At 58.2% G+C, this 16,263-nt stretch carries 18 protein-coding genes; 10 read left to right on the plus strand and 8 right to left on the minus strand.

The features are described 5' to 3' along the window. Window positions 1-2: 2 nt before the first annotated feature. A complete protein-coding gene (locus M7Q83_RS03480; RefSeq protein ID WP_298335414.1) occupies window positions 3-1,364 on the minus strand; it encodes a radical SAM protein in 1,362 nt (453 codons plus the stop codon). Between the two features lie 37 nt (window positions 1,365-1,401). After that, entirely contained in the window at window positions 1,402-2,619 is a 1,218-nt protein-coding gene (locus M7Q83_RS03485) for an ATP-grasp domain-containing protein (protein WP_298335416.1), read from the minus strand. A gap of 117 nt (window positions 2,620-2,736) precedes the next feature. Between M7Q83_RS03485 and M7Q83_RS03490 the strand changes: the two genes are divergently transcribed. Beyond that, window positions 2,737-3,354 (plus strand): NifU family protein, encoded by a 618-nt coding sequence (locus M7Q83_RS03490; protein WP_298335418.1) that lies wholly within the window; start codon window positions 2,737-2,739, stop codon window positions 3,352-3,354. 439 nt (window positions 3,355-3,793) lie between these two features. On the opposite strand, the gene M7Q83_RS03495 is transcribed toward M7Q83_RS03490, so the two are convergent. Beyond that, entirely contained in the window at window positions 3,794-4,348 is a 555-nt protein-coding gene (locus M7Q83_RS03495) for a YceI family protein (RefSeq protein ID WP_298335420.1), read from the minus strand. A gap of 61 nt (window positions 4,349-4,409) precedes the next feature. Here M7Q83_RS03495 and M7Q83_RS03500 point away from each other — a divergent pair, with 61 nt between their 5' ends. Beyond that, window positions 4,410-4,898, plus strand: a complete 489-nt coding sequence (locus M7Q83_RS03500; protein WP_298335523.1) for a MarR family transcriptional regulator — start codon at window positions 4,410-4,412, stop codon at window positions 4,896-4,898. A 256-nt stretch (window positions 4,899-5,154) separates the two neighbouring features. Here M7Q83_RS03500 and M7Q83_RS03505 read toward each other — a convergent pair whose 3' ends face one another. Then, a complete protein-coding gene (locus M7Q83_RS03505) occupies window positions 5,155-5,904 on the minus strand; it encodes a tyrosine-protein phosphatase (RefSeq protein ID WP_298335422.1) in 750 nt (249 codons plus the stop codon). An 88-nt stretch (window positions 5,905-5,992) separates the two neighbouring features. Beyond that, window positions 5,993-6,529 carry a type II secretion system protein gene (locus M7Q83_RS03510; protein ID WP_298335423.1) on the minus strand — a complete coding sequence of 179 codons (537 nt, stop codon included), beginning with the start codon at window positions 6,527-6,529 and terminating at the stop codon, window positions 5,993-5,995. Between the two features lie 187 nt (window positions 6,530-6,716). Here M7Q83_RS03510 and M7Q83_RS03515 point away from each other — a divergent pair, with 187 nt between their 5' ends. From M7Q83_RS03515 to M7Q83_RS03550, 8 genes are all read left to right on the plus strand, one after another. Then, window positions 6,717-7,463, plus strand: coding sequence for an A24 family peptidase (locus tag M7Q83_RS03515; protein WP_298335426.1), 747 nt, complete (start codon window positions 6,717-6,719; stop codon window positions 7,461-7,463). Between the two features lie 72 nt (window positions 7,464-7,535). Further along, window positions 7,536-9,239, plus strand: a complete 1,704-nt coding sequence (gene pilM, locus M7Q83_RS03520) for a pilus assembly protein PilM (RefSeq protein ID WP_298335428.1) — start codon at window positions 7,536-7,538, stop codon at window positions 9,237-9,239. Beyond that, a complete protein-coding gene (pilO, locus tag M7Q83_RS03525) occupies window positions 9,236-9,811 on the plus strand; it encodes a type 4a pilus biogenesis protein PilO (RefSeq protein WP_298335430.1) in 576 nt (191 codons plus the stop codon). The genes pilM and pilO overlap by 4 nt, the downstream gene beginning before the upstream one ends. 12 nt (window positions 9,812-9,823) lie before the next feature. Further along, window positions 9,824-10,192 carry a hypothetical protein gene (locus M7Q83_RS03530; RefSeq protein WP_298335432.1) on the plus strand — a complete coding sequence of 123 codons (369 nt, stop codon included), beginning with the start codon at window positions 9,824-9,826 and terminating at the stop codon, window positions 10,190-10,192. A 43-nt stretch (window positions 10,193-10,235) separates the two neighbouring features. Next, window positions 10,236-11,447, plus strand: coding sequence for a chorismate synthase (gene aroC, locus M7Q83_RS03535; RefSeq protein WP_298335434.1), 1,212 nt, complete (start codon window positions 10,236-10,238; stop codon window positions 11,445-11,447). Between the two features lie 7 nt (window positions 11,448-11,454). Further along, complete coding sequence (locus M7Q83_RS03540) at window positions 11,455-12,564, plus strand: 3-dehydroquinate synthase family protein (protein WP_298335436.1); 1,110 nt, start codon at window positions 11,455-11,457, stop codon at window positions 12,562-12,564. Further along, the gene (locus tag M7Q83_RS03545; protein WP_298335438.1) at window positions 12,551-13,045 is read left to right on the plus strand and encodes a type II 3-dehydroquinate dehydratase; all 495 of its coding nucleotides are present in this window, start codon (window positions 12,551-12,553) and stop codon (window positions 13,043-13,045) included. The genes M7Q83_RS03540 and M7Q83_RS03545 overlap by 14 nt, the downstream gene beginning before the upstream one ends. Before the next feature lie 172 nt (window positions 13,046-13,217). Next, window positions 13,218-13,874 carry a hypothetical protein gene (locus M7Q83_RS03550; RefSeq protein WP_298335440.1) on the plus strand — a complete coding sequence of 219 codons (657 nt, stop codon included), beginning with the start codon at window positions 13,218-13,220 and terminating at the stop codon, window positions 13,872-13,874. A 103-nt stretch (window positions 13,875-13,977) separates the two neighbouring features. Here the strand turns inward: M7Q83_RS03550 and nusB are convergent, their stop codons facing one another. The 3 genes from nusB to M7Q83_RS03565 all read right to left on the minus strand — a co-directional run bounded on the left by nusB (window position 13,978) and on the right by M7Q83_RS03565 (window position 16,244). Continuing rightward, window positions 13,978-14,415 carry a transcription antitermination factor NusB gene (nusB, locus tag M7Q83_RS03555; protein ID WP_298335442.1) on the minus strand — a complete coding sequence of 146 codons (438 nt, stop codon included), beginning with the start codon at window positions 14,413-14,415 and terminating at the stop codon, window positions 13,978-13,980. Between the two features lie 3 nt (window positions 14,416-14,418). Then, entirely contained in the window at window positions 14,419-14,985 is a 567-nt protein-coding gene (gene efp, locus M7Q83_RS03560; RefSeq protein WP_298335444.1) for an elongation factor P, read from the minus strand. Window positions 14,986-15,074: 89 nt separating this feature from the next. Beyond that, complete coding sequence (locus M7Q83_RS03565) at window positions 15,075-16,244, minus strand: M24 family metallopeptidase (protein WP_298335446.1); 1,170 nt, start codon at window positions 16,242-16,244, stop codon at window positions 15,075-15,077. Window positions 16,245-16,263: the final 19 nt, after the last annotated feature.

The following is a 16,263-nucleotide window of genomic DNA, read 5'->3' on the forward strand; positions in this document are numbered from 1 at the left end:
GGCTACCGTGGCTGCGCGGGGGCGGCACAGCAGAACCAAGGTTCGCTCATGATGGCGGTGCTTGGTGCACGTACTCGTGGGGTTGGTGCGCTCGGCGTGGGCAATCCATTGGCCTCATAGGTGGCAGCGTAGATTTGAGTGAACGTTGTGCCAAAGCTATCCTCACCGGCTTGAGCGGCAAGCTGGTACAGTCGATCACGCAGATAGGGTAGGCGCTCATCGTGGTAGCGGACGGTGTAACCCATGACTCGGGCGTCGTAGGGACCAAAATCCGTGTCATTGACTGGCAGTAGGGAGTTGGTTGGCGTGAGCAGTTCGATCGAGTACTGGATCGGTTCAACCACCTCAACCAAGTCAGAATCGACGATGAAGTCAACGATGTCAACGAGGTCACGCATCGTGGTCCAGGGGGTAAATGGCACAAAGGTCGGATGCAGAGCGATGCCGTTGGCATAGAGGAGATCTCTCGCCACTGGCACATCGGCGCCAGTGTGGCCCTTGTCCAGGTGGCTGAGAACGTCATCGTTCAGGCTCTCTACGGCGGAGATGACAAAGTTGACGTGACTCGCTGCCAACGTTGGGATGAGGTCGCGGTGGCGTAGGATTTCAGCGATTTTGGTGGTGATGTCGAAGGTGACCCATGGTGCCTTCTCGGCCAAGGTGGCGAGCACCTTCAAGGAGTGCTTGGGGGCGTTCAAAAAGTCCGGATCACCAAAGCTGAGATGCTGTGCCCCAGCTTCGATCTGCGCGAGGCCATCCGTGATGACCGCCTCCGCATCGTTGATGGCAATTCTTCCGTTCCAGGTGGCAGCCACCGGGCAGTGAAGACACCGGTGTCGACAGCCAACCGAGGTCTCAAGATAGCCGGTCACAAGGTCGTGACCGGCGATACTGACACTGCGATAGCTATCGAGTGGCATGAGCGGTGTTCGATTGACACGATAGGTTCGCCGATTGGTCGCCTTAGCGGATTGGGCTGCGATTTGAGCATGGGCATCGCCGGAAGCGGATTGCACTAGCGTAGCGAGCTCGGCGGCGGTCGCCCGGTCCAGCCAGAGGGCCATCGGTGGATGCTGGAGCGACTCTCTCAACACCGTCGCATAGAGCCCAACGACGATCAGTTGGCGTTCTGGCTGATCGGGTTCGAGGGAGGCAAGGAGATCTCTGGCGACGAGTGCGCCGGTGAGCATTGGTGCGGTGAGGATCACGCGTGAGGCATGGCTGATGGCCTCCACGGCGACCGTTAGCGGTACTTTCGACATGTCGAGAACCTCAAGACGCCCTTCACCCAACTCTGCGGCGACCTCGGCGGCAAGCTGTGGCTGGTGGCCGAGTTCGTACGTGGAGATGAAGAGTACCGACATGAGATCAGTCTACTGGGGCAGGGCTATTGGGCTGGGTCTACTGGGTTGGGTCAATCACGATTTTGAGTTGCGCGCTCGCCTCGGAAAGGGCATGTTGCACGCTCGCATGGCTCAGCCCTTCTGCGAAAATAAAGCCGAGGTAGCGATCGGTCAACGGCGGTGGATAGACCTTGGTCCCTGGGTTGACGGTGATCTCGAGGCCTGTGACACCGCTGGTTGCGAGCGCTGTATCCAGACCGATGACCTCGCGAAATATACCCCTCGTTGGTGTAGGTATCATGTAGATGCCTACCGACCGGTTGCGACGTTTGATGGGGCTCGTATCCCCAAGAGCGCGCCGCAAAATGATGTCCTCAAGGCGCTGACCGTCGCCGAAGCGAATCGCCGCGGAGCAACGGCCGCCGATCGATCGAGGGGCGAGTTCGAGAATGGTTGCACGCCCCTTGGCGAGACGCAATTCAGCGTGGACAGGAGTGTCCGCCAGCCCGAGGGCACGAGCGCCGCGCTCCACAGCGCTCGTGAGTTCGCGCTGTTGGGCCGGCGTGAGCTTGGCTGGTCCCAGGTAGGTCGACTCCCAGAAGTAGGGGCCTTCGCCGATGTCGGGTTTGGCAAAGATCATGAGGACCTCGAGATCCTCACCGTTGAGGATACCTTCGACGGCGAACTCGGGCCCTTCGACGTAGCTTTCGAGGAGCAGCGGCGTACTCGGATCGATGACCTCATTGAGGATCTCCAGATCCTGGTTAAGCGTTGCGCTGTTGACCCGGATGACACCGCGTGATGCTGTTTCCCTTGGGGGCTTTGCGATGAAGCGTTCCCCGAGATCTGCGACGAGGTCATCGATTGCCTTGGTATCGAGCTGCGAAAGTGCCTCCAGCGTCGTCACGATGTGCTTGGGTTGGCTGAGTTCAGCTTCGTCGAGAGCTCTCCGTAAGGTGAGCTTGTCGACGGCACGCTCGACGGCTTGAGCTCGGTGGACGGTGAGGCCGAGTCGATCACTGAGGACCGCAGCGAGGCGGGTGGAGGGTTCATCGATGCCAATAATGAGCGTCGGTGCGAGGTCGAAGAGTCGGTCGACGAGTAATGCTAACTCCTGAGCGTCTGGTGGCATCGTGCTTACATGAAGACTTGCATCTCCCAGGGGCAGACTTGCGTCAGTGAGCAAGGTAAGCCGTTGTGTGGTGCGCGCCCCCGCCTGTAAAAAGGCATCTGCACGATAGCTCTCGGCTGGCACGACGAGGACGATGTGTTGCATGTGTCTAGAATGGTACTACGAACGATAGTGATTGCGTTCAACGCGACGGGTCGGCGCTCATGTGTTTGGCTGTTTCGTCGTGGAGAGACCACTTCAAAGAAGTGAGGAATGGGAGCGATGAGCGATTTTCGGGTAACAGATGCGGCGGTAGGAGTGGTGTTGGAGGCGTTGGCCGACGAGGGCTCGTCTGAGACACTCGCACTTTGGGTCGAGGTCGCTGGTAATGACGGAACGTCGTTCATGTACGATGTGTATTTCCAGGAGTTAGCCCAGGTTGATCCTGAAGATTTGCAGCTGCGTTTTGGTGAGCTCAATGTGGTCATTCCCCGGGACTCTATCTCACGACTCGCAGGAGCAACCATGGAGGTCGGTAGCGATGGCGAGCTGGCAATCACGAACCCTAACACACCAACCCCTGAGGCCACCGACCTTCCTGACCTGGGTCCGGACGCGCTCGCCAATGATCTCGCCTTGCGGGTCAACGCCATCCTTGAGGAACAGGTGAATCCAGCGATTGCCGCCCATGGTGGTTATGCCGAGCTGGTGGGGGTCGTTGAAGAGCGTGCCTATGTGTTGATGGGCGGAGGTTGCCAAGGTTGTGGCTTGGCGGCCATGACCCTGTCACAAGGTATCGCCACGGCGATTCAGGATGCGGTTCCAGAGATTATCGACGTCGTTGATGTCACCAACCATGCCGCTGGTAACAATCCCTACTATCAGCCTGCCAAGAAGTAAGCGCCCAGGTAACAAGAGGGCGTCGCAGGCAGGTTTGGTTGAGGTCGTAGACGGGTTTGGCTTTCCGAGCCTGGCGCATGACGATGCCACCTTGGGTTCTTTGAACGCGGCAACCGGTAGATCAGGTGCCAGCGTGGTGGTGCCCAGGTTGTAGAGGCATCGAATCTGGCTCCCTGCAGCGATCGGTCGACGGTGCGACAGAGATTCATTGGCGGGCCGCCTGAGGACAATCGCGGTAATCGAACCTGTGCTCCTCTTTGGCGTCGCTTGATCTTAGCTACCGTGCGGGAGATGGGTCCGTACAGACCTTCGTCATTTGGCTGCTTGGATTTACGAAGGTTGCGCGAGGAGGCAAAGACGACGCTAGTGCATGCAAAACACCCCGCCGGTATCGGCGGGGTGCAGTACGTTTTCAATCAGTGGTGCTCGTCGTTGGCGATTAGGCCTTGACGAGTTCGGCCTCTAGATTGATGGTTATCTTGTCTCCAACGACGACACCACCACCGTCTACTGCCGCGTTCCACTCGATACCAAAGTCTTTCCGGGAGAGTTCGCCGGTAGCACTAAAGCCAGTGCGGACACCGCCGTAGGGGTCGGCTTGTGTTCCATTGAACTCGAGGTCAAGTTCAATGGGCTTGGTGACCCCTCGGATGGTGAGGTTCCCAAGCAGCTTCCAGTCGTCCCCGTTTGGTCGGATTGCGGTGGAGGCGAATTCTATGGTTGGGTACTTGTCGGACTCGAAGAAGTCAGCGCTTCGAAGGTGGTTATCACGCGCCTCGTCGCGGGTCGTGATGGAGCCGGCTTCGATCGAAGCGGTGACGGAACTCTTGGTGACATCCTCATCAATGGTGACACTCGCGGTGAACTTCTCAAAATGGCCACGAACCTTTGAGACCATGAGATGTCGAACGGTGAACTCTACGCTCGAATGGGCGGCGTCGAGGTTCCACACCCCTGGCTCGATCCCAAGATCCTTTGCTGACGTAGTTGCCATGTCTTCTTCCTTTCGCTTGTCGGTTAGACTGTCAGTTCAATTGTAGACGAAATAATTGCGGGTGCAACCATTTATGCGAGAGTGTGCGAATTCATCAGTCCACGCAGTGACCCTGAAAGCTTTCAGGTCGCTGCTTGGCACCCATGCCCGACTGTTGTGGCAGCTCGATCTTGAACTCAATGAACGCCATGGGTTGAGTTTTGCAGACTTTGAGGTCATGTTGCATCTGCAGGCCGCTGTAGGTGGAGAGCTGCGTCTCTCTGAACTTGCACAACTCGCCTTGTTGTCGCGCAGTGCGCTTTCGCGAAGAGTGGATTCCCTCGTCGCTCAGGGTTGGGTTTTGCGCCGTAGCTGTCCTACTGACCGCCGAGGAACCTTTGCGGTGCTCACGGAGTTAGGCAGAGAAAAGCTCAAGGAGTCGGTTCCGACCCATGATGAGGTTTTAACACAGATGTTGACCAACCGACTCAATGTGGGGGAATTGGACTCGCTAGGGGCGATGCTCGATCGAGTTGTTGCACGACAAGAGGAGCTTCGTCAACAGGAGTAGCCCAGGGCTTTGGCAGCAGAGGCCGGTCGCCGGGCAACTGCGACGCTTCGCCACGCCGGTCGCCACGCCTATTCGGTGATTGCAAGGCTGCGTCGCTGGCCATGTTCTCCACCAGCGGATGAGGGGAGACTGGTGGCGTTAGTTCGAATCGTTCTTGCAGGACCGGAGCCCTTGTACTGCGCCGAAACCCTTGTACTGCGATGTTGCGTTGCGTTTGGCGGCCGAGGTTGACCGGCTGACTCGCTGGTGCGTGAGCTCAAGCTGGTGGCATCGTGAAGGTCTCATGAAACCTGGCGAGAAGGTCGGGTTTGAGACCAAGTTCGATGAGGTAGTTAGTGACTGAGCCATAGCTGGTGTTGAGGAAGTCGAGGGTCTTCTCGGCAGTCTCTGGAGTCGAGGCCACCACCGTTGCGGGGAGAGTTTTCCAGCTTGCTCTGTCGATGTCGGGATCGTCTGCGTCGAGCACGCGGCGCAGTGCATACTGGGTGAGTGCGTAGTCGGCCGCGATCTGGGCATCTGGAACCTGTGCCATGGACAACGTTAACATCGCCACGATACCGGTCCTATCTTTCCCTGCAGCACAATGAAAGAGAAGCGGCCAGTTATCGGAGTTCAAGATGACCGCCATCGCTTCGCTGAGCGAGTCCGGTCGACTTGTCAGAATCGCTCGATACACCTGGGCAAGGTAGTCAGGGTCTAGGCGGTCGAGGTCGGATTCGACGGAGACATCGATGAGGGGTAAATGGAGGAGGCGCCGACCCTTGGCCGACTCAAGATAGCCCTGTTCTTGGCGTTCCTCGTTCGATCGGAGATCGATCACGGTTTTGAGATCCAGGTTTTCGAACAACTGGTTTCTCGACGCATCGGAGAGGCGAAAGAACGCCTCCGATCTGAAGAGGAGACCGCTACGAGTGACGAGTCCATCTACCGTTGGATAACCACCGAGTTCTCGGAGGTTATAGAGGCCGTCCCAGGGGAGGAACTGGCTGGGTAGGTCAGTGGTCATGGTTCCATGTTAGAGGCCGACCCCCTCAGATCGAGGAGGTCGGCCTGATGGTTTCATCAGAAGTGGTGAGCCAACAGGTGTTATCGGCCTACCAACCTGCGCTCGCAGCCGAGCTGTGCCAGCCAGAGCCAGCGGTGGTGCTAATGGTGGGTGTTGCTGCGCAGGATGTTATTGGGCTCGTTCCCGAGTAGTAGTAGGTGCCTGCTCCAGCCCCGAGTGCGACATCTTCGATCGCGAAGCTGGTCCCGGATGCGGCTGTTTCCGCCAGACAGACAGAGGTCTCTGGTGTTGTGCTTGAACTCGAGCCTGACGTGCTGCCGGATGAACTCGGAAGGAGGACGCTAATCGTGTTGTCAGTCAGTGCCTTCGTGTAAGCCGGATCCAGTTGGATCAGCCCCGCACTAGGCACGTAGCTTTGATTGTTGGTAAAGGCTACCGACTCCGAGGTCAAGAGGTTGCGTAGGTCGGTCTCTGCAGCCTTATTCTGGGCCGAGGTTCGAGCTCCGAGGAAGGTGGGGATCGCGATCGCGGCGAGGATGCCCATGATCAGGATGACCACCATCAACTCGATGAGTGTAAACCCGGACTCATCACTTTTTGTTAATTTCCGATAGATCTGAGACATCCTTTTCTCCTTGCTGGCTTTCACGTCTCCGTGCACCGGAATTCCGGTACCTCCTCTGCTTCGGCGTGCTGAAAGGGAAAACTTGAATGAAATTAACGCTGAAAGTGAGAATTATGCGTTGTGAGAGGCGCGGCTGCGGGTGGTGCGCTATTCAACTCGCCAGTGATTCTGTCCGAAGGCACTAACCATGGGTGTGGTGATCGGTCTTGTCTTTGGCCTTATCGGTGGATCGGCGATGACGGCACTGACCTATCGGATTCCTGCGGGGCTTCCGTTGATGATGGACCGATCGAAGTGTCCATCCTGTGCGCACCCGATTCGAGCTCGCGATAACGTGCCCGTGTTTGCCTATCTGTGGCTACGGGGGCGGTGCCGCGACTGTTCGGTGTCCATTCCATGGCGCTATCCCCTTACGGAGCTTACGGGGGGAGCGATCGGGGTGGTTGCGGCACTCGCTCCCGTCGACACGCTCGATAAGGTGAGTTGCGGTCTGGCACTCCTGGTTGGGCTTGGGGCCGCTCTGATCGACCAGAGAACCTATCGGATTCCAAATGCGTTAACCTATCCAGCGGCACTCCTTCTCCTCTTACTTGGCATCGCGAACGCATGGATCTCTGGTCGGTGGAGCACCTTCATCCTCACCATCGGCCTTGCCATGGCGATCCTCGTGTTCTTTGTTCTCCTACGCGTTGTTTCGCGCGGAGGCATGGGTCTTGGCGATGCGAAGCTAGCGGCAGTCTTGGTCCTTGGCATCGCGTCGCTTGGTGTCTGGGCATCCGTTCTGGCGGTCCTTGCAAGTTTTTTTGCTGGATCAGTGGTGGGGGTTGGCTTGATACTCGCCAAGCGGACTAACCTTCGAGCGCAACTCCCTTTTGGCCCATTTCTGACCGTCGGATTTGCACTCACCACTCTTGGTGCTGTTATTTTTCACTAATAGCGGGTCAATTGATCAACTTTGCCGTCGTTTTGGCCGATGCCCTCTTGGGAGTTTAGCGAGGATTCAAGGATGGAAAAACTCATACTCTTAGAGATCGGAGCATTCTCCATCAAGGCGTGCGAGATCGAGGTGTCTCGGCGTCCGCGACCGCCGCTTTGGCTTGCCCATCGCGTCTTGCCCGATGGGGCTCACGAGCATCCAGAGAGGGTGGTGGAGACGCTTCGAGGCCTTCTTCGTGAGGCAGGTACGCGAACCAAGGCGACTCGCCTGATCGTCACCGATCCGGATCTGGTGGTGAGAAGCCTCAATGTTCCGAGTTCCGATAAGCATGAGTTGGAGATGACCTTTGGGTTCGCGATGACCGAGGTGCTGCCATTGCCCCTCGATGAACTTGTGGTCGATTACGAGACGGCGACCAAGGCACGATCGTCGAACCCAAACGTCGTCATGGCCGGTGCCCCCAAGGCCACCATCGCTAAAGCGATCGATGTTGCCGAACGCAGTGGCTTGCGTGTCGATTGGGTTGACGTTGGCCCGCTGGCGGCGGCGCGTGCGGTCAGCGAGCTCTCAAGAACTGAGGGCGAGGGCTATTACCTGGTGGTGGTCGGTGCTACTACCACCACCATCGAGGTGGTGGTGGGGGATCAGCCACAACTCGTTCGTTCGATCAGGATGGGTGGCGAGCTCATCACCCAAGAGATCGCTCGACGCCTCGAGGTGGCGTACGAGGCTGCTGAGGGTCTCAAGAGAGCGATAGCGATCCAAGGACCTGAGGAGATTCATCAGCTCGATGGGTTCGCCACAGCGGATGGTATCGTTGCCGACGGTGTGCGTGCCATTGTGCAAGAGGTCGCCTCCTCGATCGATTACTTCGCTATTCAACGGGGGTACACCGATATCGACCGGCTGGTGCTGGTCGGTGGCTCATCGGCGGTCACCCAGCTCGGCGTGGAGCTGGGTGACAAACTCGCCCTGAAGGTGGAACGACCGGGACCACGACAGGTGCTCAGACTCATCGAAGCCGATGCTCTTGTCGAGGATTCATCGAGCAACTGGGTCGAGATGACTGGCGCAGTGATGCGCGCGCGCACTCACGACAAGGGGGTGAAGTTTGTCAATCTCCTACCTGCGCGTGTCCGAGCACGCCGTCAGCATCGCCGACAGCTCATACTGGTGGGTGCGGCGGGTGTGGCGCTGATTGGCGCCGGCGCATTGTTGACCCTCCAGCGCTATCAACAGCTCCAACAGGTCCAAGAGACGCAAACATCGTTGACGACGCAGCTTGGCGTCCTAAGCGGCCAGATGGCTCGGTACGCAACGTACGGTGCCCTTGCCCAAGGAGTTCGTTCCGCTCGATCGACGGTGACCCAACAGCTTGCGTCGTCGGTCGACTTTCCTCAGCTGCTGGCCCAGATCGCTGGAGCTACGCCGTCGGACTCGTGGCTGACCAGTCTCAGTATTGGCGCACCGACGACCTCGACGGCGGGTGCTTCAGGGCTGGGTGTCAGCTTTAGCCTCGAAGGTTGTTCGCAACTTGCTCCCGCCCATTGGCTCGACTCGATGAGTAAACTCAGCTTCCTTCAGAACCTCTGGGTCTCCTCGTCGACCCTTACGCCACCAGGGAATACCACTCCGTCCTGTGGCGTCGGCGTTCCGTCTGCTGAGATGGTGCAAGCTGGCATGACAACGTATCAGGGGTCGGCCATCGTCTCGAACAACTTTGCTCAGTACCGAAGTGCGTCGTACCTGCGACAGTTGGGGGTATCCTCATGAAATTCACTCGATCGACGATCACGACGATTCTGGTTGGTGCGCTGGCCATCGTGATTGGAGTGGGGTGGTACTTTGGTCTGTACGCGCCACTGGTTGCCCATATCGCCACTGCGCAGACCCAGGTGGGCGTGGATCAATCGCAACTGGCCAACGATCGAGTGCAGCTTGCGCACCTGATCGATGACAAACAGCAGGCACCGCTTCTGCGCGCACAGCTTAAAGCCCTCACTTTGGCGTTGCCCACCACCTTCTCTCTCGCCTCCTTCATCAGTCAGGCTGATGCAACGGCCAGTAAGGCTGGTGTGCCATTGCTCCAGATCACCCCATTGCAGCCAGGGGCTGCACCGAGTACTGGGGGCAGCTCAGCGACCGTGCCAGGAGTCAGTTCGGTTGCCTTCAGCGCGGAGGCGACGGGTACTTTTGTGGCGTTGATGCATTTTTTGCATGGTCTCGATCATCTCGGAGAACTGGTCAATATCTCGACCATCCAATTATCGTCGCTCTCTGGCGGTGCGAGCAACAACCCCAAGATCAACCTTTCGTTTACCGGCGCCGTGTATTACCACCATTAGGAGGGTGTAGAGATGACCAGCATGGAGATCGCATCGCTTCTCGAAGAGCCCCAGGTGCCAGAGGTTGGGCAAGAGGAGACACGGCATCGGCGACCACGCCTTCTGTTCGTGGTGGTCGGGGTCGTCCTTTTTGTGGGACTTGGTGTCGGCGCTTACTTTGTGATGGTGGGGCACCCGTCATCACCTAACACCGCGGTGGCTGATACCCAACGCCCGAGCGTCCCCTCGTCGGAGACGGGGCGATCAGTCCCAGTGCCGGTGGTGGCCCACGCCGCGGCCAGCGCACCGGTCCCGAGCAGTGAATATTTCACTGTCAAGAACCCATTTGTGCCCAAGATGATCCAGACTGGTCCGGGATCCGCAACCCTGCCTGGTGGCTGATGCCGCCGGGGTGATCATGCTGGTGGGCTGCTAATCTCTAGCCATGCTTAGGTATCTCACGGCTGGTGAATCACACGGCCAATCGTTGGTCGTGATCGTTGAAGGGCTCCCTGCCGGTTTGGAGGTCACCGTCGAACAGGTTGGCGCCGAACTTGCTCGCCGGCGACTCGGCTATGGCCGCGGCCCGAGAATGCGCTTTGAGGCGGACGAACTCGTGTTGCTGGCGGGGATACGCCATGGTCGCACGTTGGGTTCTCCTGTCGCGATTGAGATCAAGAACTCGGAGTGGGAGCGCAAATGGACCGAAGAGATGTCCCCTGCGCCGGGATATCCGACCAAGAAGTTGACCAAGCCGCGCCCGGGTCACGCGGACCTTGCCGGGATGCTCAAGTATGGTTTTGACGATGCTAGGGACGTGTTGGAGCGAGCTTCCGCACGAGAGACGGCGGCACGTGTGGTCGCCGGAGCGCTTGCGAAGGCGTTGGTTGCGCAGATCGGGATCCAGATCCTCTCGCATGTGGTTCAGATCGGAGAGGTCAAGTCCGAGAGGAGTAGCATCCCGTCGCCATCGGACCTCAATCGCATCGATGACTCAGAGGTGCGCTGTCTCGACAAGGAAGTCGAGGGACGGATGATCGCCGAGATCAAAGCGGCTGCCAAGGTTGGCGACTCGTTGGGTGGATCGGTCGAAGTCGTCGCTCACGGGGTGCCTGTGGGTCTCGGTAGCCACGTGCATTGGGATCGCAAACTCGACAGTCAGCTCGCCGGGGCCCTGATGTCGATCCAGGCGGTCAAGGCCGTGAGCATCGGTGCTGGTATCGAAGTTGCCAGACGTCATGGATCCGATGCACACGACGCCATCCAGTTCGATCCCGCCACTGGGCAGTATTTGCGCCCCACCTGGCTTTCGGGCGGCATCGAGGGAGGCATTTCCAATGGGGCTCCTGTCGTTGCCGAGGTGTGGATGAAGCCATTAGCGACACTGAATCGCCCAGTGCTTGAGACCGTTGACACCGTGACGAAGGAGTCAGCATTGTCTTTTAAGGAGCGCACGGATGTGGTTGCCGTGCCAGCGATGGGAGTGGTTGCAGAGGCGATGGTGGCACTGGTGCTGGCAAACGAGGCGACGCGCAAGTTTGGCGGTGATTCGGTGGCGGAGTTTGTACGCAATTGGCAGGGGTTTGGTGATCATCTTACGACGGCACCGTCGGCGGTGACTCAGCCTAACGCTGGAGAGCCGGCCGAGAATGAGTAGTTCATAGATGCGTGAGCTCGGCCCATTGGGGACCTTTGTGAATGTCGCTGATCTCGACGGGGACCATGGCCCACCACGAGCGTACGGCCTGAGCGTCGGTGGTGCGGAGATCCCGGCGCTCCTCGGCGCCCATGCTTGGGACTCCTTGGGGGAGTTCATCCCCGCTCATTGGTCTCGAGTCGTGCTCATCACCCAGAGTGCGATCCCTGGCAGCTTTGCACTTGACTCCGATGTGACGTGGGTGTTCATCCCCGGTGGCGAAGAGGCCAAGAAGCCATCCGTGGCAGCGGAGCTAGCCCAGCGGCTCGTGGAGTTAGGGTTGGATCGCCGGTCAGGACTGGTCGCAGTTGGCGGTGGAGTCGTTACCGACCTCGTGGGCTTTGTTGCCTCAACCTATATGAGAGGCATTGAGTACCTGAACGTCTCCACAACGTTGCTGGGCATGGTGGATGCGGCCATTGGCGGCAAGACGGGGGTCAACCTGGCTGGAGGGAAGAATCTTTACGGTTCGTTCTGGCAACCGAGTGCTCTGCTGTGTGACCTGACTTTCTTAACCACGCTACCGAGGCGTGAGTGGCTGAGCGGAGCTGGTGAGTTAGCGAAATATAGTTTCTTGACGCCAGAGCCAATCGCAAGTTTAGGGTTGGCTGATCAGATCTACGCTGCCCAGCGTCTCAAGGAGTCCTACGTTGCAGGCGACGAGCGCGAGGCAGGACGTCGGAGCCTTCTCAACTATGGGCACACGCTCGGGCACGGCATTGAGGGCGCCTCGCTCGCTCAGGGATCACATGGCGATATTTCCCACGGTGAGGCGGTGGCCGTCGGTTTGGTCTTCGCTGCGAGACTGGCGGAGCGTCTCGGCCGGATTGATGAGGAACGCGTGCTCCAACACCAGCGTGTCGTCGCGGCATACGGTTTGGAATCAAGGCTTCCGTTCGGACTCGAAATCGAAGAGCTGTTGCGCTATATGCGCCATGACAAGAAGAACCACAGAGGGTTCAGCTTCGTTCTCGATGGTCCAGTGGGGCTTGAACTGGTTCACGACGTCGACGAGTCCCAGATTCGCCGAACGCTCGAGGAGTACCCAAGGATGGAGGCCAAGGATGCAGTCCGCTGAAGCGCGCCCTCAAAGCGGCGTCGCAATGCGTGTCATTGTGTTGGTGCATGGACCCAACCTCAACTTGCTTGGTCAGCGACAACCCGAGATCTACGGCACCACGACACTCGATGAGCTGACGCAGTTAGCAGCGCAGACGGCCACAGACTTAGGTTATGGGTTTGTCAGTCATCAAACCAACAGCGAGGCAGAGCTCGTTGATGTGATCCATGGGCTTGGTGTTGAAACCGCGGCACTGGTTCTCAATGCGGGCGCCTTCACCCATTACTCCTGGGCGATTGCGGATGCTATCGCTGCGAAGCGTATTCCCACCATCGAGCTGCACATCTCTAACCCGGCGGCTCGGGAGGACTTTCGCACTATCTCTGTGCTCTCGGCGGTCGCGAGTGGATCGATTGCCGGATTTGGCTCGATCGGCTATGTCTTGGCGGTCCAGGCGGCAGCCCTGCTCGATCAAGGAGGCGACAGCCGTCACGGCTGAAGATTCGCTGGGTCTTGGTCTTCTGTATCCAGATAGGGTCGACGGTGGCATTAGTATCGTCTAAGGATTCCCTAACTCATGGCGTGGTCGCACCGAATCCTTGCCAAATGGCGGTATCGGTGGTAAACGCGGATAGCGGGCCGACATGAGTGGGACATAAAGAAGGAGAGCCGTGTCGTCAAGACCGCGTAACAGAGCTGACTACACCCTTGCGACGGAGACCCCAAAGAGAAGGAAGCGGCGTCTGCTCTGGGTGGTGCTGGTAGTGGCTGTCGCCGTCATCGTTGAGTTGTTGATTGTCTACCCTAACAAAATCACCAAGGTGCAACAACAGGCCGACTTCAAGGGTTTTGTTGTCTCGATGCGCAGCGACGTGCTCGGCTGCCAAGTGGCCCTCCAGGATGGGTACCATGCCCTTGCACGGATCCATGCTGGGGATACCAAGCAATTGAGTGTGGCCAACACTATCCTTCAACAGGATGAGGCCTACTGTACGCTGGCCGTGAACTCGGACCTGTACAATCTAGCAACCCTTTCACCTCCGAATGATCTGAATCAGTTCAACTTGACCCCGGTCGCCCACAACCTCTACGCTTGGGCCTATCCCGGTGCGGCTGGCATCCTGGCTGACTCCGAGACGTTGCTAACCCAACCGGACAATCAGAGGGCGATCCAGAACCTCCGGACTCGCGTGCACAACATGGATATGCTGCTCAATTCCGTCAACAGTGACTTAAGCAAGGTCTCGGCCCAGCTGCACCTTACGCCCCAGACGGTGAGTTTGAATCCCTTGACGGATATGCCATCCTTTGTGCGTGCCCAGCTGTAGCATTTGGGTGGTGCTCGTATCCCGATAACCCGCAAGAGTGAGGGTCATGATGCTGAAACTGGCGACCCGAGTATCAGCAATCGTTGTATCGCGTGACAGCGGGTTAGTGTGATGCTGGTGGATGAGGGCGGTACTGGCTAGCGACCGCTCCAAGAACGCCATTGAGGAACTTGGGTGAGTCCTCAGTCGAGAGGAGGTCACCGAGTCTCAGCGCCTCTGCGATGACCACCGAGGTCGGGATCTCGGGTTTGAAGCGTAATTCCCAGACCCCAAGGGTCAGGATCGAGCGGTCGACAGGGTTCAGTCGACTGAGGCTCCAGTCATAGAGGTGCTCAGTGATGGTTGCTTCGATGACGACCTGTTCGCGATCGATAGCCGCAATGCGCTCGGTCACAAAAGGGGGATAGGAGCGGGCCTTGTCCCCTAGGACGGCCATCGGGGACAGCTGGCGGAGCAAGGACTCATAGAGGATGCTGATCACTTGTTCTCTGAGTACACGCGAATGCTCAACGGCATCGGCGTGTGAGCGGTTTTGGGTCATGATCTAGGCACGGGTGAGATATTCACCGCTTCTGGTATCAACTTTGATGCGGTCTCCCTGGTTTACGAAGAGCGGAACCTGCACTACGTGCCCAGTCTCTAAGGTCGCTGGCTTGCGAGCGCCAGAGACTCGGTCTCCCTGGAGCCCGGGTTCAGTCGCTGTTATCGTGAGTTCGACGGCCGCAGGGAGCTCCACGCCGACGATGGCACCCTCGTAGGTGGAGATCGTTGCGGTAGCGTTTTCGACCAGAAAGTTCTTGGTCGTTCCGAGGGCGGCATCTGAAACGCTGAGTTGTTCGTAGGTCTGGGAGTCCATGAAGATGTAGTCGACCCCATCGTTGTAAAGGTACTGCATCTCGCGCTTGTCGATGATCGCCTGCTCGATCTTCTCGTCGGCACGGTAGGTGCGATCAATCACGGCCCCGGTGCGGAGATTCTTCAGCTTGGTGCGGACGAAGGCTCCCCCCTTGCCAGGCTTGACGTGTTGGAACTCGATCACCGTAAACAGACCGTCAGAGATCTCCAGGGTCATTCCATTCTTCAAGTCGTTGGTGGTGGTTGAGACCGACATCGATTGCTCCTCGTATTGGGTGACTGGTACGCGTATGGCTGACGGCAGGAATTGCCGTGTTTGCCCATTCTACCTGTCAGATGACCGATTCAGCCGAGGCTGATCCCCACCTCTGCGGAGTGGGAGAGTGCAATGGGTGAGGTTGACGTGGTGAGATACAGATCTTCAAGTCTGATCCCGAAGTCTTCGGCGTAGTACAGTCCAGGCTCGACCGTGATGCACATCGTCGGTTCAACGGCGATATCGACCGCTGTTGAGGTGAAAGGAAATTCATGGATCTCAAGACCAACCCCATGCCCGACCCCATGAAGGAGGTGCTCTTCGACTCCGTGATCTTGTAGATACCTACGGGTCGCCACCTCCACGGCATTGACGGTGTTGCCCGGTCGCAACTGGGCGACACCGGCGGCCTTAGCTGCTAAGACGATCTCATAGGCGCGGCGATAACGATCGGGGGGATCGCCGAGGTAGAAGGAGCGTGTGGAGTCCGAGCAATAGCCATCAACCATCGCTCCGAAGTCGACCACGACTGGCGTAGGGGCCTCGATCCGCTGGCGAGTTGGCTGTGCATGGGGGAGTGAGGTGCGCGGACCAGACGCCACGATGGTCGGGAACGATACTCCTTCACCTCCGCATTCACGTACGTAGTACTCAAACCAGCCGGCGAGTTCGAGTTCGGTGGGGGCGCTGGCTAGGTGAGCGAGCGTTTTGGTGATGGCGCGATCGGCAACCTCGGCGGCCAGCGTGATGGATGCGATCTCGCCATCCTCCTTCTTAGCCCGCATCATCGCGAGTGAGGCAGAGATGTCGGTGAGTCCCAGACCAGACTTTTCGAGCGCGAGATAGTTGGTCAGTTGAAGAGACCCCAAATCCACCGCAATTTGGCCCGCTATTGCAATGGTGATAAGTAATCCTTCAGGACCGAGGATCGGACGGGTGTCGATCTGAACATCAGCACCATGTCGTTGTGCCTGCAGGGCAGCTTGTTCGAGGTACCGTCCATCTGTACACAGATAGGTCGTCGGCGCTGGATGGCGTCGTAGCAGGAGGGTCCCGTTGGATCCGCGAAAACCGGTCAGGTAGTGGATGAGCTCTAAATGGTCGCTGAACAGGAAGTCTGCACGGCAATCATCCAGAATCTGGGTGATCTTAGCGAGACGGGCGGTGCCCGCAATGTTTCCAAGGTCTTCTGAGCGGTTCCTGTGAATTGCCCGGGAATTGCTGGTTTGCGTATGCAAATAATTTGATCGCATTGTCATCTAGGTTCTCCCTCTGTGC

This window comes from Ferrimicrobium sp., from assembly GCF_027364955.1.
GTDB lineage: Bacteria > Actinomycetota > Acidimicrobiia > Acidimicrobiales > Acidimicrobiaceae > Ferrimicrobium.

Excerpts from the sequence above, each read along its gene's own strand:
- nusB (WP_298335442.1), bottom strand. The coding sequence starts at position 14,415 with ATGACCCAAAACCGCTCACACGCCGATGCCGTTGAGCATTCGCGTGTA.
- M7Q83_RS03490 (WP_298335418.1), top strand. The coding sequence starts at position 2,737 with ATGAGCGATTTTCGGGTAACAGATGCGGCGGTAGGAGTGGTGTTGGAG.
- M7Q83_RS03510 (WP_298335423.1), bottom strand. The coding sequence starts at position 6,529 with ATGTCTCAGATCTATCGGAAATTAACAAAAAGTGATGAGTCCGGGTTT.
- M7Q83_RS03505 (WP_298335422.1), bottom strand. The coding sequence starts at position 5,904 with ATGACCACTGACCTACCCAGCCAGTTCCTCCCCTGGGACGGCCTCTAT.
- M7Q83_RS03485 (WP_298335416.1), bottom strand. The coding sequence starts at position 2,619 with ATGCAACACATCGTCCTCGTCGTGCCAGCCGAGAGCTATCGTGCAGAT.
- M7Q83_RS03545 (WP_298335438.1), top strand. The coding sequence starts at position 12,551 with ATGCAGTCCGCTGAAGCGCGCCCTCAAAGCGGCGTCGCAATGCGTGTC.
- M7Q83_RS03565 (WP_298335446.1), bottom strand. The coding sequence starts at position 16,244 with ATGACAATGCGATCAAATTATTTGCATACGCAAACCAGCAATTCCCGG.
- M7Q83_RS03540 (WP_298335436.1), top strand. The coding sequence starts at position 11,455 with ATGCGTGAGCTCGGCCCATTGGGGACCTTTGTGAATGTCGCTGATCTC.
- M7Q83_RS03515 (WP_298335426.1), top strand. The coding sequence starts at position 6,717 with ATGGGTGTGGTGATCGGTCTTGTCTTTGGCCTTATCGGTGGATCGGCG.
- pilO (WP_298335430.1), top strand. The coding sequence starts at position 9,236 with ATGAAATTCACTCGATCGACGATCACGACGATTCTGGTTGGTGCGCTG.
- aroC (WP_298335434.1), top strand. The coding sequence starts at position 10,236 with ATGCTTAGGTATCTCACGGCTGGTGAATCACACGGCCAATCGTTGGTC.
- M7Q83_RS03480 (WP_298335414.1), bottom strand. The coding sequence starts at position 1,364 with ATGTCGGTACTCTTCATCTCCACGTACGAACTCGGCCACCAGCCACAG.
- efp (WP_298335444.1), bottom strand. The coding sequence starts at position 14,985 with ATGTCGGTCTCAACCACCACCAACGACTTGAAGAATGGAATGACCCTG.
- M7Q83_RS03530 (WP_298335432.1), top strand. The coding sequence starts at position 9,824 with ATGACCAGCATGGAGATCGCATCGCTTCTCGAAGAGCCCCAGGTGCCA.
- M7Q83_RS03495 (WP_298335420.1), bottom strand. The coding sequence starts at position 4,348 with ATGGCAACTACGTCAGCAAAGGATCTTGGGATCGAGCCAGGGGTGTGG.
- pilM (WP_298335428.1), top strand. The coding sequence starts at position 7,536 with ATGGAAAAACTCATACTCTTAGAGATCGGAGCATTCTCCATCAAGGCG.